The organism is Coprobacter fastidiosus (assembly GCF_982245605.1).
On sequence record NZ_CEVCIF010000047.1, the window covers coordinates 1 to 15132 of the forward strand.

Genomic DNA, 15132 nt, shown 5'->3' on the forward strand with positions numbered 1-15132 from the left:
GTATGTAAATAGATCGAATCCTCTGTAAGCAGCGCGAATGGCAATATTGACAATATACACATCTTCTCCTTGTACTTGTACCGTATAAGGATATTTTAATATATTATCGGGCAGGAGAGAGGATTTTTGTTCCGGATAGTTAATGGTAACTCCTCGTAAACCGCTATTTTTTTGCATGGTGATAAATGGAGTTCCATTTTCATCGCCTTTACCGTTATATACTTGTATAATGCTACCTCCGCCTACGGGAGTGGTACTATTATCGATTGCCCCTTTTAGTTCTACTCCCGACGGAATATTTAGGTTGCCGTTAAATCGGTAAGTTCCCGGAGGTAAAAATACGATACCTCCTCCTTCTGCAGCTGCTTGATCTAATAATTTTTGAAGTCCGGAGGTACAATCTGAATTTCCGGAAGGATCTACGCCGTTTTTCATCTCTGCTTTATACAACGTCAATCTTTCCGGTTTTTGTTTTTGTGTATCGTGACTAATCTGAGGAAATTCAGGTAATGGTTTTACCGTAATTGGAGAATGATCGATATACCCTTTAAAAAGAGATTTATTATCGATATTACAAGCTTCTTTAAATCTATTTCCTGTAATAATATATTGAGCATTAGTACCTATGTGTATTTGTGGGGAACTATTATTGAAATCGCAACTGGTGCAAGATAAGATTCCTCCGTTTATATTTATTTTGCCCTCTTTTATTTCACAACTTTGCATCATGACACGTGTAGATGCTTCTTTATCTGTCGTGATTGCATTTTGATTTGTCGAGATGTCGCATCCCATCATGTGAAGCGTTGCTCCGACACCCGGAGAAATGACAAACCCATTATCACAATCATCGATATGTATTTTTGAAAATAAAATTCCGGCATTGGAAATAGCGTCTATTTTTACAGCGTTTTTGCAGTTTTTGAATGATAATTCATAGTTGTGCCCGTTAGGGAACGATCCCGGACTTGCTGTGGAGGGTGCGGCATTGAAACCTGTATGATAACCTTCGATGCTGACATAACAAGTGTAAGACCAGTCATTGCGTCGCATCATGATACCGGTTCCGTTTTCATAAATCCATTGTTCGTGCGGTCCTCCTATTTGTGGAGAACCCTCTAATCCTGAACCGCTCCAGTAAGCCGGAGAAAAATCGACACGGTCTATACGTCCTACATCTGCGATGTTGTCAAATTCTATACCGACCGAAAGGGGAGTTCCGTATATATCGTAAAAAACAGGACAGCCGGCAGTCTGTTCATCGAAAATTTCTATTCCGAAATAACTGTTCACCAAGGTAACGTTTCTGACATTGCAGAAATTGTTTCCGAAAATCCCATTTCGTCCCATTCTTATAGAAACCGGATACGGAACAATATTGTCTGCAGTTTGTTCCGGATACCAGATTGCCATATCCCGAAAACCGGCAGCCGGTTCTAATGTGATCAGAGGAGTTCCGGCGGCATCATCTCGTCCGTTGTATGCCATTAGAATAGTCCCTTCTATCGGTTCTCCTTTTACCGGTTTTTTCCATTCTCCCCGAAGTGTGACCCCCTTGGGAATTGTTAGATTGCCTTTTATGACATATTTTCCCGAAGGAACAAAAACTGTACCTCCAAAACGGGTTGCTACGTTATTTATAAGTTTTAATTTATTTAATGCTGTTTGAAATGCTTCTGTGTCGTCAGTTATGCCGTCACCTTTTGCCCCCATCTCCTTTACATTAAAAGCATAAACAAATGCATCCGGTGTAGGGTATTGGGGTGTTGCCAATTCCCATGTGATGGTTGTCGGGACGGGTCTCTGACTCCAGACTGTTGTTATACAGCAAAAAAGAAATAAAAATGAAATAATAGGTATTCTTTTTCTCATGGTGTATTTTGTTTTATTAATAATAAACAAAGATATGGGCGATGTATTATGAATTTTCTTATTTTGGAATAAAAAAGGAATTAAATTATGATTAAATAGATCGGATTTAATTGTGGAAAGGTCCAAATGTTTATTTCAAAGAAAAAATAAGGATATTCCCATGTATAACGGAGATATCCTTATTCTCTTTCACGTAATAAATGTTATATTAATATTAAATCGAACAAGTTTTGATAAAAGGTTTATTGAATAACTATTTTCTTACAGAAACTATGATTTTGATTGTTGACATGAACAACATATATTCCTTGTTCCATCGGAACTTGCACTTGTCGTGATTCCGATTGGCAAGAGAAAACTTTTTCTCCGTTTATTCGAAATATGTTTATTTCTGATTTTCCGGAAAATCCTTTTAAACAAATATTACCGTTAGCATAAAAAATGTTCGAGTCCTTTTGAGAAGTCGATTTTACAGTATTTTCATAATCATCGTTAATGACATACGCTTCATGTATCGACCAATAGTTGGTTTTCGTATTACCCGTTTGTACGACTTTAAAATAGCGGGCATTTTGTGTAGGAATACTGATGATCGTCATCATGCTACTACCTTCTCCTGTTGCGATAGGTTCTCCCCAGTCAAGGTCGTCATCAGAGACATACAGTTCATATTTTGCCGGAGTATCATTGGGGCTGCCTGTCGTGTCGAGAATGATGAGATTGAATTTTTGTTTGTTTCGCATGTCTACTTTAAACCAGTCTCCCGGTTCTTTTTGAGAACCGCTGGTCCATCGGGTATCCTCTTTTCCATCTATGGCATTATTGGCACTATTACTGTTTTTTGAGCCGGAGGCGATCCAGCCTGTTCTGTCCAGTACACTGGACTGTGGTATCGCCAATGTCGGAGTGTTACTCATGTTATTTTTCCAGAGTTCACATTTCGAGGTTGTTATTCCTTTCCCATCTAAAACGGAAGATTGGGCTGAAAATCGAGATTCATTATCTGAATTCAATAGCGGGTCTTTCAGTGTAATGTGAGATGCTGTAATATTCAACTTACCTCCGATAATATTGGCAAATCTGTCTTTCCCTGGTTGTACGAAGCTGGCTGCAATCAGATTGACTGTCCCGTTTTCTACTTGTACCCCTTGTAGAGCGCTGCCCCAATAGTCAGAGTTATGTAAAGTTACTCTTCCGGTAAAGTTCGCTGTTGTTTCGATATATCGAGTATTCGGTTCTCCCGTAGATACAATCTGATTATTAATAAAGTCGAACCCTTTACTGTTTAATGCATCGAAACAATATGCTCTTCTTGCTCCATCTATCGCCATTCCTACACTTATACCGTTAGAAGCGTTTTCGGCATTATTGCCGGTAAACAGTAATCCACGTTGAGCACCGAAAGCGAAGTTATTGTATAACCATTCATCTTTACAATTTTCAACCACTAAAAAGTCGAAGTTTTCATAACCATAGGTATATACCATATCTTTATAAGCTTCTATAGAATTGCTGAAGCTACCAAATTTTGTCTGGTAACCGCAAGCATAGACGATGAGATTATATTGTAGATTGCAGATTTTTCCGTTTTCCGATCCTCCACCTACTTTTATTCCGGTTTTTAGCGAATGTCCCGAAATATAATCGATATAATGGTTATCGCATTTGTATGTAAATAAATCGAAACCTTGATAAGCAGCTCGAATACCGACATTAACAATATATACATCTTTTCCTTGTACTTGTACGCAATAAGGATAGACGATAGGGTTGGGAAGGTCTGAGGTTTTTTGTTCAGGATAGTCGAATACGACGCCTCTTAATCCGCTATTTTCTTTCATCGTCATAAAAGGTTGGGCGTTTAAATTTCCTTTCCCTGAATATACTTGCAGGATACTCCCGGGACCGACAGGAGCAGAGCTGTTATCCAGAGCTCCTTTTAATTCTACTCCTGAAGGAATATTCAGATTTCCTAATACCTTGTATTTCCCCGGTGGAAGATAAACGATTCCTCCTCCTTCAGCAGCGGCTTTATCTAAAGCTTTTTGTATAGCTTGAGTGTTATCGGTATTTCCGTCAGGATTTGCACCGAATTCAGGATCTGTTGCCAGGTACAAATATTCTCTGTCCGGTTTTTGTTTTTGATTTTCTAACATTGCCACGGGAAATTCCGGAAGTTTTTCCAATGAAACAGGAGTGTGGTCTATAATACATTCCAATAAAGAATGATTCTCTATGTTTACTTTTTCTTTGAACCGATTTCCCGTAATTATGCTTCTGGCATTTCTTCCGAGAACGATTTGTGGTGCGGGATTATAAAAATCGCAGTCGATAAAAGTCAAAATAGCCCCATTGATATTGACATTCCCCTTTTGAATTTGATTTTGAAGAATCATAATACGGGTAGAGCTTTCTGCATCTGTGACAAAAGCGTTTTGAGTTGCATCTATTTCGCAAGTATGAAAATGCAATGCACCTGCAGTACCTTTGTTTACGACTACACCGTTTTCACAGTTTTTTATGATGCTTCGTGTAAATTGTATTCCTGAGTTGGCAATAGCATCGCATTGGATACCCGTTTTACAACCGATAACTTTCAATTGGTAATTTTGTCCGTTGGGTTTAGACCCTTCATTCGTAATCGATGGAGCTGCGTTGAACCCTACTTTATAACCTTCTACAGTGATATTGGTAGTATATGACCAGTCGTTTTTACGCATCATGATACCGGTTCCGTTTTCGTAGATCCATTTATCGAATGATCCGCCTGCTGCTGGAGAGTCGGGAAGCCCTGATCCGCACCAATAAGCCGGAGAAAAATCTACGCGGTCTATACGTCCTACGTCTGCGATGTAGTCGATTTCGATACCAACCGATAGAGGACTTCCGTATATGTCATAAAAGACCGGACATCCTCCTCCGTTTACTCGGGAGATTGCAATACCGATATAGGAGTTGACTAGTGTAATATTTTTAACATTACAATATTCATTCCCGAAATGTTTGGGCTTACCCATTACGATAGAAGCGGGGTAGGGTACGATATTATCCGGAGTTTGTTCCGGATACCAAATTGCTAAATCCATGACTCCGGCTGCCGGCTCCATTGTAATCAACGGGGTAGCATTCTCATCTCCTCGTCCTGCGTATGCCATAAGAATAGTCCCTTCTATCGGTTGCCCTTTTTCCGGTTTTTTCCATTCGCCTCGTATTGTCACCCCTTTGGGAATATTAAGATTTCCTTTGATGACATATTTTCCGGCTGGTACGAATAGTATTCCGCCGTTGACTTTTGATGGACCAACATTAGTCAGGCTGTTAAGCCCTTTCTGGAAACTTTCGGTATCATCTGTTATACCGTCGCCTTTAGCTCCGAAGTCGGTAACCGAGTATCCCGCTACGAAAGCGTCTTTTGTCGGGTAGGCAGGTTTTATAAGCCGCCAATTTTGGGCGTACAGCGAACTCATGCCTATGACTGTCATAAGAAAACAGGTGCAAATTTTTTTCTTCATTTCTATTTTATTTTCAAGTTTAGAATCTGTTTGACAATTTATTGAAAGTAGAGCAGATCGTTAATAAAGTATTTTTATGAGATTTAAATGGGTTTTTAAAATTGAGTTTTAACAAAAATAATTTTACATGCTTATTTTATGGCTCGATTTATTATTAATTGAGAATTAATATTTGTTTGAGATAGAAAATTAATTTGTTTTTATTTCCTCTATTTTTAAAATACTCAAAAAAGAGTGTATGAGTTTGGATATGCCGATAAGGTTGCTTACTTTTACCCGATAAACTTTATAAATTTATCTTTATGAGCCAACAAGATGATTTGCAATATGATGAAGATGACGCCGTGAAATTTATTCGGAATTTTCTTCCTGGAGAAGTCGCTTCTAAGTTTTCTGATGATGATATCAACTATGTAATCGATCTGATATATGAATTTTACGAAAGTAAAGGATATATGGATGAGAACAATGATAGTGAGGTCGATATCATAGAAGATGAACTGACCGAGTATGTGATAACGAATGCTCGTAAAAACGGATTTACACGATTTGATGCGGATGATGTTTCTATGGTAGTTCAAGGTGAACTTGAATATTGCGATTCTATAGGAATGTTCGAATGATTGTTACTTTTATGATTGTATGAAAAGGAATGATATTTATATATCTTTCCGTTTTTTTGTGAGAGTTTGTCTCCAGTACCGTATAGCTCGTTTTTAATGAAAACCAAGATTTATATCATATATTTGCTGACTTTATTGCTATTTTGTCCTTTTTATATAGAGGCACAAGATAATCAATTTGTAAAAGAGAAAAACCGTATATCTCGTTGGATAGATTCGGGAAAACGCTTTTTTAAAAAGAGAGAAAAAAAAGATGAGATACACATAAACCTCCATGAACTTACTTTAGAGGAAAACATTAAAATACCAGTTCCGGCAAGTTCGGCTGTCAATAATTTGAAAACTGCTTTGTCTCAGGAAGTACGTCGTTTGAGCCGGATAAAGCATACTCAATTATCTACGCCTCGAAAAGGAGAAGTTATAAAGGTTGTTATTCCGATGGACCAGCTTTTCCAACCCAATGATACACTTTTGTGGGATAGAGCAGAATTGATTTTGCGTCCGTTTGTCAAATATGTAGAGAATCCCGATTATTATCATATTTTGTTGGCTGCGTATACCGATGATACAGGCAGTGATGCTTATACACGTAGGTTATCCGAATCTCGCGCACGTGCCGTAGCAGGATGGTTACAAGAGCATGGCGGAGTGTCGGATTACATAGTTCCCTATGGTATGGGAAACTCAAATCCTATAATGCCGAATACATCGGATGCCAATAGAACCGAAAATCGGCGTATGGAAATTTATCTTGTCCCGGGTGAGGCTTTGTTAAAGTTAGCAGGAAAAGGAAAGATTACATATTAGTTATAAATGTGCATTGTTATATTGATTTTCAATAGTAAAAGCATGAAATAATTCCGCTTTTTTATAATTTTGCATCTCGAAATCAAAATTAGGATTAATAAAAATATCATAAATACATGGCAAAAGAACTGAAAGACCTGACAAAACGCAGTGAAAATTATTCTCAATGGTATAATGACTTGGTCGTAAAAGCCGATTTGGCGGAACAGTCGGCAGTAAGAGGTTGTATGGTTATAAAACCTTACGGATATGCAATATGGGAGAAAATGCAACGTCAATTAGATGATATGTTTAAGGAAACCGGACATGTCAATGCTTATTTTCCGCTATTGATCCCTAAGTCTTATTTAAGCCGTGAGGCGGAACATGTCGAAGGTTTTGCTAAGGAATGTGCGGTTGTGACTCATTACCGGTTGAAAAATGCAGAAGACGGTTCTGGCGTTATTGTCGATCCGGCAGCAAAACTGGAAGAAGAGTTGATTATACGACCTACTTCCGAAACTATTATTTGGAGTACCTATAAAAATTGGATACAATCTTATCGTGATCTGCCTATTCTCTGCAATCAATGGGCAAACGTGATGCGCTGGGAGATGCGCACAAGGCTATTCTTGCGTACGGCAGAGTTTCTTTGGCAAGAAGGCCATACGGCCCATGCTACCCGTGAGGAAGCGGAGGCAGAGGCTCAACGCATGTTGAATGTGTATGCCGATTTTGCTGAAAATTATATGGCGATGCCGGTAATCAAGGGAGTTAAGTCGGCAAACGAACGGTTTGCCGGAGCTTTGGATACCTATACTATCGAAGCTTTGATGCAAGATGGTAAAGCTTTGCAATCGGGAACTTCTCATTTTCTCGGACAAAATTTTGCAAAAGCTTTTGATGTGCAGTTTGTTGATAAAAATAATAAACTCGACTATGTTTGGGCGACTTCATGGGGAGTTTCTACTCGTTTGATGGGAGCTTTGATTATGTCTCATTCCGATGATAACGGCTTGGTATTGCCTCCTAAGTTAGCACCGATTCAAGTAGTAATAGTCCCCATTTATAAAAATATGGAGCAACTGGCTGTCATTGATGAGAAAGTTGCCGGTATCGTGGCTAAATTGAAAGAATTGGGAATATCTGTCAAATATGACAATGCCGACAATAAACGTCCCGGATTTAAATTTGCCGATTATGAATTGAAGGGAGTGCCTGTTCGTTTGGTTATGGGAGGACGGGATTTAGAAAACAACACGATGGAGGTAATGCGTCGCGATACATTAGAAAAGGAAACGGTCTCTTGCGATAATATCGAATTGTATGTGAAAAAGTTACTGGATGATATTCAGTCTAATATTTATAAAAAAGCTTTTGATTATCGTGCTAAACATATTGTTGAAGTCGATTCTTACGATGAATTTAAAGAAAAGATCGAGGAGGGCGGATTCATCCTTGCTCATTGGGATGGAACACCGGAAACAGAAGCTCGTATCAAAGAAGAAACTAAAGCGACGATACGTTGCATTCCTTTTGATGGAGATATGACTCCGGGTGTTTGTATGGTAACCGGTAAGCCTTCTGCTCGACGAGTTCTATTTGCCCGTGCATATTAAAAACAGACGGTATATTAGTCAATAAGGAAACTTTGAAAAAGGTTTCCTTATTTTTTTGTCATTGATATAGAAAAACGAAACTTTTATTATTTTTGGTTGTTCTAACACAAAAAAATATTATGATTAGTGATTGGGCTTTAGTCTTAGAGGGTGGTGGAATGAGAGGAGTATTTACTTCTGGAGTTCTGGATTATCTTATGGATAAAAACATCTATTTCCCATATACGATAGGTGTATCGGCAGGAGCTTGTAATGGATTATCGTATGCATCGAAACAACGGGGACGAGCTAAAATTTCGAATATAGACTTATTGGATAAATATCATTATATAAGTCCTAAATTTTTTTGGAGCAATAAAAGTATATTGAATATGGACTTTTTATTTGATGAGATGCCCAATAAGGTTCTTCCTTATGATTTTGATACCTATTTTGCATCACCGGATCGTTTTATCATGGTTACTTCAAATTGTGAAACTGGAGAAGCCGAATATTTTGAAGAAAAACGATCTCCGCAAAGATTATTGCAGATATGTAGGGCGTCCAGCAGCCTGCCGTTTGTTTCGCCGATTGTATGGATTGATAATAAACCGATGCTGGATGGAGGAATTTGTGATCCTATACCTTTTCGGAAAGCTTGTGAAGACGGGTATGATCAGATGGTTTTGGTCTTGACACGTAATAAGGGATATAGAAAAGAAGAAAAAGAGGTGAAACTTCCACCATTTTTTTATCATAAATATCCGGCATTGAAAAATCGGCTTTGTCACCGTATGCGTGAGTACAATAAAACGATGGATGAAATAGAAATGATGGAAAAAAATAATCAGGCAATCGTTATACGTCCTCAAAAGCCCTTAGTCGTTGATCGGATAGAACAGAATATAAAAAAATTGACAGATCTATACGAAGAAGGATATTATTGTGCCGAAGCTGTTTTTTCGGCTGTTAACTTGTAGGCATTTATTTTTACTTAATATGTTTTCATAGAAAAGGAGTTCTGCGTTTTTGAAGAATGAACGTAAAAAAACAGTTAAAGAAAACCTTATGTTACGATAATGTTTTAATTTTGCCGACTGAAAATTTTTAAGGATATGAAAAAAAGTCTTATAGCATTGGCATTCGGTACATTAGGTTTGGGGATCGCCGAGTTTGTAATGATGGGAATCTTGCCGGATGTTGCTAAAAATTTGCATATAAGCATTGCTACGGCAGGACATTTGATTTCTGCGTATGCATTAGGAGTCTGTGTTGGTGCACCTATGCTTATTTTAGCGAGAAAATTTCCTTTGAAACGTATTCTGATGGGTTTGGTGGCAATTGTTATGATAGGAAATATCTGTGCATCTTTAGCTCCGAATTATTGGGTAATGCTTGTCGCTCGTTTTATATCCGGATTACCGCATGGAGCTTATTTCGGTGTCGCATCTATCGTAGCTGAAAAATTGGCGGATAAAGGAAAAGGATCGGAAGCCGTTTCTATTATGATTGCGGGAATGACTATTGCAAATTTGTTTGGTGTTCCCTTGGGGACGTCTTTGAGCGCGTCGATATCTTGGCGGTTGACTTTCCTTTTGGTAGGAGCATGGAGTGTTATTATTATGTATTATATTTGGCGGTGGGTTCCTCAAGTCGAGAACTTGCCGGATATGGGGTTGAAAGGACAATTTCGTTTTCTTAAGTCTCCAGCACCATGGTTATTATTAGGTGCGACTATGCTGGGAAATGGAGGAGTATTTTGTTGGTATAGTTATGTAAACCCTTTGTTGACACATGTTTCCGGATTTTCACCTCATTCGATTACTTTCTTTATGGTTCTTGCCGGGTTTGGTATGGTCGTGGGTAATTTGACGGGAGGAAAAATGTCTGATAAATATACACCGGGAAGGGTAGCGGCTTTTGCACAGGGGAGTATATGCATTGTATTGCTCATGATTTTCTTTTTTGCAAAAGTTCCTTGGTTGTCAGTCCTTTTAATGTGCCTTTGTACAGCCGGTCTGTTTGCGGTTTCAAGCCCGCAACAAGTATTGCTGATTCGTTATTCTAAGGGTGGAGAAATGTTGGGGGCGGCAAGTGTCCAGGTTGCATTCAATTTGGGAAATGCTATTGGTGCTTATTGTGGAGGATTGCCCCTACAAGCCAATATGGGTTACCAATATCCGGCACTGATCGGAGCTCCTTTTGCCTTATGCGGTTTTATTTTGTTGACGATCTTTTTTAGAAAATACGAATCTATGAGAATCCGGTCATAATAAAGATTGTGCATCGATCATTTTTTGTATAAGAAGAGCTGCATCACGACCATCCGTAAGCCCATGGTGTGCACTGATAGAGATAGGAAGAGTATATTTCTTTTCGTGATTATATACTATTATAACCTAAGATGAAGAAAGAAAAAATATCTCCATACTGTGTACGGTATAAGGGGCTTTTCACTTTCAAGACCTTTGACGAGGCGGTGAAAAAACTTTCCGAACTCTCCGAGAAATATTCTTCGGAAGATTACGATGAGGTCTTGGTGAACATTTCTTTGGGTCGAAATTGTAGCGACCGTGAGAAATGCCGTCCTTGTATTTTTCGCAAGAGGAACGCACGAAAGACTTGAAGTCCTCACAACAGCAATAAGTAATGCGGTATTCCATGTGTGTAACAGACATTATTCCAGCAACATTAAAAATGCTTGGATTGAAAAATATAGAAGCAAAAGCAGGAAAATGGGAAATCATTTATTGCTTGTATTCCACAAATTCCAAGCCACAAAAATTTAAATATATTGTTGAATGGAATGGTAATTGGGAAGAACGCCAAACTGAAATGAAAGATATTCTAAAAATGAAACTGGAAATGTTATGAAAAAGATAATATTAGTATGTAAATAGTATATAATTACGTTGAATATTATAACAATAAAAGAATCAAAGCCCGGTTAAATGGAAAGAGTCCGGTACAATACCGAACTCTTTCTATTACGGGATAATGTTTAACTTGTCCAACTTTTGGGGGTCACTTCATTTTGAGACCGCCTCTTCTGGATTTTTGTAAGGAGAATTATCCTTTGCGATAAAATTCTAAATCTTCAACATTGAATTTACTGATAAATTCAGCCTGTTTTTTTACTTCAGCTTCTCCGAAATGGATATATACTTCTGCCGAATTGCGGAATGAATCGCATCGGGTCGTATCTAATAGCAATAAATGTCCCATAATGATGTGACCGGCCATTTCTACCATACGGCGTGCATGAAAATCGATATATTCGTTGTCTTTAGTCTCGACAACCGAAGCCACTGTTTTTTCGTAAATTTCAGTCATGGCTTTTAACCGGTTCTGTAAAGGAACTAACTCAGGACAGATTGTTTCCTGTTCATAGAACTTCATCATATTAAGGAATGTCCCGGTAGTTACGTGACGGATAGCAGCGACAACTTGCAATTGTGTTGTACCTTCATAAATAGAAGTGATACGAGCATCCCGATAAATACGTTCACAAGCATAGTCTTTCATGAATCCCGAACCTCCGTGAATCTGTACACAATCATAAGCATTTTGATTACAGAATTCACTGCTCATTCCTTTGGCAAGAGGAGTGAAAGCATCGGCTTGTCTTTGATATTTTTTCATCTCGTCACGTTCCTCTTTTTCGAGTTTACGTTCTTTTGAAATATCTTCATATACTTTATACATATCTACAAAACGGGTTGTCTCATAAAGTAATGAACGAGATGCGTCGAGTTTGGCTTTCATCAGAGATAACATTTCATAAACGGCTGGAAATTCGATGATTGCTTTACCGAATTGTCGTCGTTCTTGAGCATAAGTAAGAGCCTCTCTATAAGCTGCTTCAGATACTCCGACCGATTGTGCAGCAATTCCCAGACGAGCACCGTTCATCAATGCCATGACATATTTGATCAACCCCATTTTGCGATCTCCGCAAAGCTCGGCTTTGGCATTTTTGAATACCAGTTCACAAGTAGGAGAACCCTTGATTCCCATTTTGTTTTCTATGCGTCGAACGGTTACGCCGCCATCGTTTTTATCGTAGATAAACATTGATAATCCGCGGCCGTCTTTGGTCCCTTCTTCCGAACGAGCCAGAACAAGGGCTATGTGTCCGTCTCCATTTGTAATGAATCGTTTTACACCGTTCAAATACCAGCATCCGTCTTTTTCACTGTAAGTTGCTTTTAACATAACAGCTTGAAGATCTGAGCCGGCATCCGGTTCGGTCAAGTCCATGGCCATAGTTTCTCCGGCACAAACACGAGGGAGATATTTTTGTTTTTGTTCTTCGCTGGCAAATTCGTAGATAGTCTCAGCACAATCTTGCAGTCCCCAAATATTAACAAATCCGGCATCTGCGCGACTTACCATATCGGCTGCCATGATATACGGTACAAGAGAAAAGTTCAGTCCGTTATATCGGCGAGGGATAGAAATTCCCATTAAGCCGGCTTTTACAAGGGCGTCCAGATTTTTTTCTGTTCCGGAAGCATATTTAACCCGTCCGTTTATAACTTGAGGACCTTCATGGTCTACGCTTTCGGCATTGGGAGCAACGATGTCTCCGCATATCTCACCGGCGATTTCAAGAACTTTTTCATAACTGTCCATCGCATCTTCAAAATCGATGGGAGCATAGTCATATTTTTCGGCATCGGTATAGTTCCGTTCTTTAAGAGCTACCAAACGCTTCATTAGCGGATGGTTCAAGTGATGTTTAAGGTCACTGTTATCTAAATAAAAATTAGCCATATTCTTTTGAGTTTATTATTTGCTATTCTTCTTATAATATTTGATCATTTTCGGAAGAATATCTTCTACAGTTCCGGTAATTACATAATCTGCTATTGTGTTGATCGGTGCATTCGGATCATTGTTGATTGCGATGATCATCGAACTGTCTTGCATACCGGCAATATGTTGTATCTGTCCGGAAATACCGCAGGCAATATACAGTTTCGGGCGTACGGTAACACCTGTTTGTCCGATCTGACGTTCATGTTCTGCATAACCTGCATCGACGGCGGCACGAGAAGCTCCTACTTCCCCACCGATGGTAGCGGCGAGATCATAAAGTAACTTGAAATTTTCTTTCGATCCTACTCCATAACCTCCGGCAACGATAATCGGGGCACTTTTGATGTTGATTTTTGATTTTTCGATCTGTCGTTCGATTACAGAAACGACAAAGTCGGTATCCGAAACATATTTTGATGCATCCAGTTTAACTACTTCGCCTTTATATGTTGGAGAAACGATTTCTTTTTTCATTACACCTTCGCGCACTGTTGCCATTTGAGGTCGACACTCCGGATTAACGATGGTTGCAACGATATTTCCTCCGAAAGCCGGGCGAATTTGGTATAATAAATTTTCGTAAGATTTTCCTGCTTTTTTATCCTCGTGAGATCCTATTTCAAGAGCAGTACAATCTGCTGTTAATCCGCTATGCAAAGCAGAAGAGACACGAGGTCCTAAATCGCGGCCGATGCTGGTTGCTCCCATAAGACAGATTTGAGGCTTTTTCTCTTTGAAAAGGTTGATAAGAACCGATGCGTGAGGCTGTGACGTATAAGGATAAAGCCTTTTGTCATCGACAAGGTAAACCGTATCAGCCCCGTATGGGAAAATTTGTTTTTCTACTCCGTCTAAATTGCTACCGATAACAAGAGCCTCAAGTTTACAATTCAGTTGATTGGCCAACGAACGGCCTTTAGTAAGCAATTCCAAGCTTACATCGGCGATGATGCCGTCTTCTATTTCGCAATATACAAATAAGTTATTCATACGATTTTCTTTTGGAGAGTTAATGATTTTTTGTCACGTATCTGATTATTATCCGATTGTGTGGTTTACTATTAACTCTTTCATGAGTTCATCTATTTCTGTGTCGTTTCCGGATAATTTTTTACTTTCTTTAGCCTGAAAAACGACATTCTCGATTTGTTTTACCTTTGTCGGAGACCCAGCTAATCCTACTTGATCCAGGTCTGCATCAACGTCGGACACACTCCATTCCGTTAGATTCAGATAAGGGCGGTTTTCGTATAAATTGCTGAAATAGTCATTATCCTGATTTTGTCTTTCACTGATGGTTTTGGCATATTTATACCGCTGTATTAGTTTCGCATTGCGCGGACGGCAATCATCTGCACTTCCATTAACGGTTATGACTACCGGATATTTGGCTTCTACAACTTCGACACCTCTTTCCAGACGTCTTTTGACTTGTATTTTGCCGTCCTGAACTTTTAAGATTTTTTCTGCATAAGTAATTTGTGGCAAACCAAGTTTTTCTGCGACTTGAGGGCCTACTTGGGCTGTGTCCCCGTCAATTGCTTGACGGCCTCCGATAATAATATCGTAGTCTTTCATTTTCTTGACAGCGCAAGCCAATGCATAAGATGTTGCTAATGTATCAGCACCGGCGAATGCCCGGTCGGTAAGTAATACCCCGCCGTCAGCTCCTCTGAACAAGCCTTCTCGTATAATATCAGCGGCGCGAGGAGGTCCCATAGTCAGTAATGATACGGTCGATCCGGGGTACTGTTCTTTTAATTGCAGAGCCTGTTCGAGTGCATTCAGGTCTTCTGGATTAAAAATAGCGGGTAATGCTGCTCGATTTACCGTTCCGTCGGCTTTCATGGCATCTTTACCTACATTTCTCGTATCCGGTACTTGTTTGGCAAGTACGATAATTTTTAAACTCATAATTGA

At 39.1% G+C, this 15132-nt stretch carries 12 protein-coding genes and 1 pseudogene; 8 read left to right on the forward strand and 5 right to left on the reverse strand.

All coding sequences use genetic code 11. The features are described 5' to 3' along the window. Both AC0UMU_RS11240 and AC0UMU_RS11245 read right to left on the reverse strand, forming a co-directional pair. A partial coding sequence (locus AC0UMU_RS11240) for a glycosyl hydrolase family 28-related protein (protein ID WP_473979937.1) occupies positions 1-1872 on the reverse strand: 1872 nt, incomplete at its 3' end. A gap of 242 nt (positions 1873-2114) precedes the next feature. Next, positions 2115-5384, reverse strand: coding sequence for a discoidin domain-containing protein (locus AC0UMU_RS11245; protein ID WP_472301000.1), 3270 nt, complete (start codon positions 5382-5384; stop codon positions 2115-2117). Positions 5385-5686: 302 nt separating this feature from the next. Here AC0UMU_RS11245 and AC0UMU_RS11250 point away from each other — a divergent pair, with 302 nt between their 5' ends. The 8 genes and pseudogenes from AC0UMU_RS11250 to AC0UMU_RS11285 all read left to right on the forward strand — a co-directional run. Then, positions 5687-6007 (forward strand): hypothetical protein, encoded by a 321-nt coding sequence (locus tag AC0UMU_RS11250; protein WP_009316818.1) that lies wholly within the window; start codon positions 5687-5689, stop codon positions 6005-6007. A 96-nt stretch (positions 6008-6103) separates the two neighbouring features. Continuing rightward, positions 6104-6814, forward strand: a complete 711-nt coding sequence (locus AC0UMU_RS11255; protein WP_472301002.1) for an OmpA family protein — start codon at positions 6104-6106, stop codon at positions 6812-6814. Between the two features lie 116 nt (positions 6815-6930). After that, the gene (gene proS, locus AC0UMU_RS11260; RefSeq protein WP_009316820.1) at positions 6931-8412 is read left to right on the forward strand and encodes a proline--tRNA ligase; all 1482 of its coding nucleotides are present in this window, start codon (positions 6931-6933) and stop codon (positions 8410-8412) included. A gap of 119 nt (positions 8413-8531) precedes the next feature. Further along, positions 8532-9371, forward strand: coding sequence for a patatin-like phospholipase family protein (locus AC0UMU_RS11265; protein ID WP_022599421.1), 840 nt, complete (start codon positions 8532-8534; stop codon positions 9369-9371). Positions 9372-9506: 135 nt separating this feature from the next. Continuing rightward, entirely contained in the window at positions 9507-10664 is a 1158-nt protein-coding gene (gene araJ, locus AC0UMU_RS11270; RefSeq protein WP_122303600.1) for an MFS transporter AraJ, read from the forward strand. 131 nt (positions 10665-10795) lie between these two features. Then, positions 10796-11017, forward strand: a complete 222-nt coding sequence (locus AC0UMU_RS11275) for a hypothetical protein (RefSeq protein WP_122303599.1) — start codon at positions 10796-10798, stop codon at positions 11015-11017. Positions 11018-11052: 35 nt separating this feature from the next. Further along, positions 11053-11265, forward strand: coding sequence for a hypothetical protein (locus AC0UMU_RS11280; RefSeq protein WP_147411880.1), 213 nt, complete (start codon positions 11053-11055; stop codon positions 11263-11265). A 34-nt stretch (positions 11266-11299) separates the two neighbouring features. Continuing rightward, a pseudogene (locus AC0UMU_RS11285) lies at positions 11300-11389 on the forward strand (IS3 family transposase); the annotation flags it as partial. A gap of 71 nt (positions 11390-11460) precedes the next feature. Here the strand turns inward: AC0UMU_RS11285 and AC0UMU_RS11290 are convergent. The 3 genes from AC0UMU_RS11290 to AC0UMU_RS11300 are packed head-to-tail and all read right to left on the reverse strand — an operon-like array spanning position 11461 to position 15126. Beyond that, the gene (locus tag AC0UMU_RS11290) at positions 11461-13167 is read right to left on the reverse strand and encodes an acyl-CoA dehydrogenase family protein (protein ID WP_022389822.1); all 1707 of its coding nucleotides are present in this window, start codon (positions 13165-13167) and stop codon (positions 11461-11463) included. Positions 13168-13182: 15 nt separating this feature from the next. Beyond that, positions 13183-14202, reverse strand: coding sequence for an electron transfer flavoprotein subunit alpha/FixB family protein (locus AC0UMU_RS11295; protein WP_472300265.1), 1020 nt, complete (start codon positions 14200-14202; stop codon positions 13183-13185). A gap of 48 nt (positions 14203-14250) precedes the next feature. Next, complete coding sequence (locus tag AC0UMU_RS11300) at positions 14251-15126, reverse strand: electron transfer flavoprotein subunit beta/FixA family protein (protein ID WP_022389821.1); 876 nt, start codon at positions 15124-15126, stop codon at positions 14251-14253. Positions 15127-15132 lie beyond the last annotated feature (6 nt).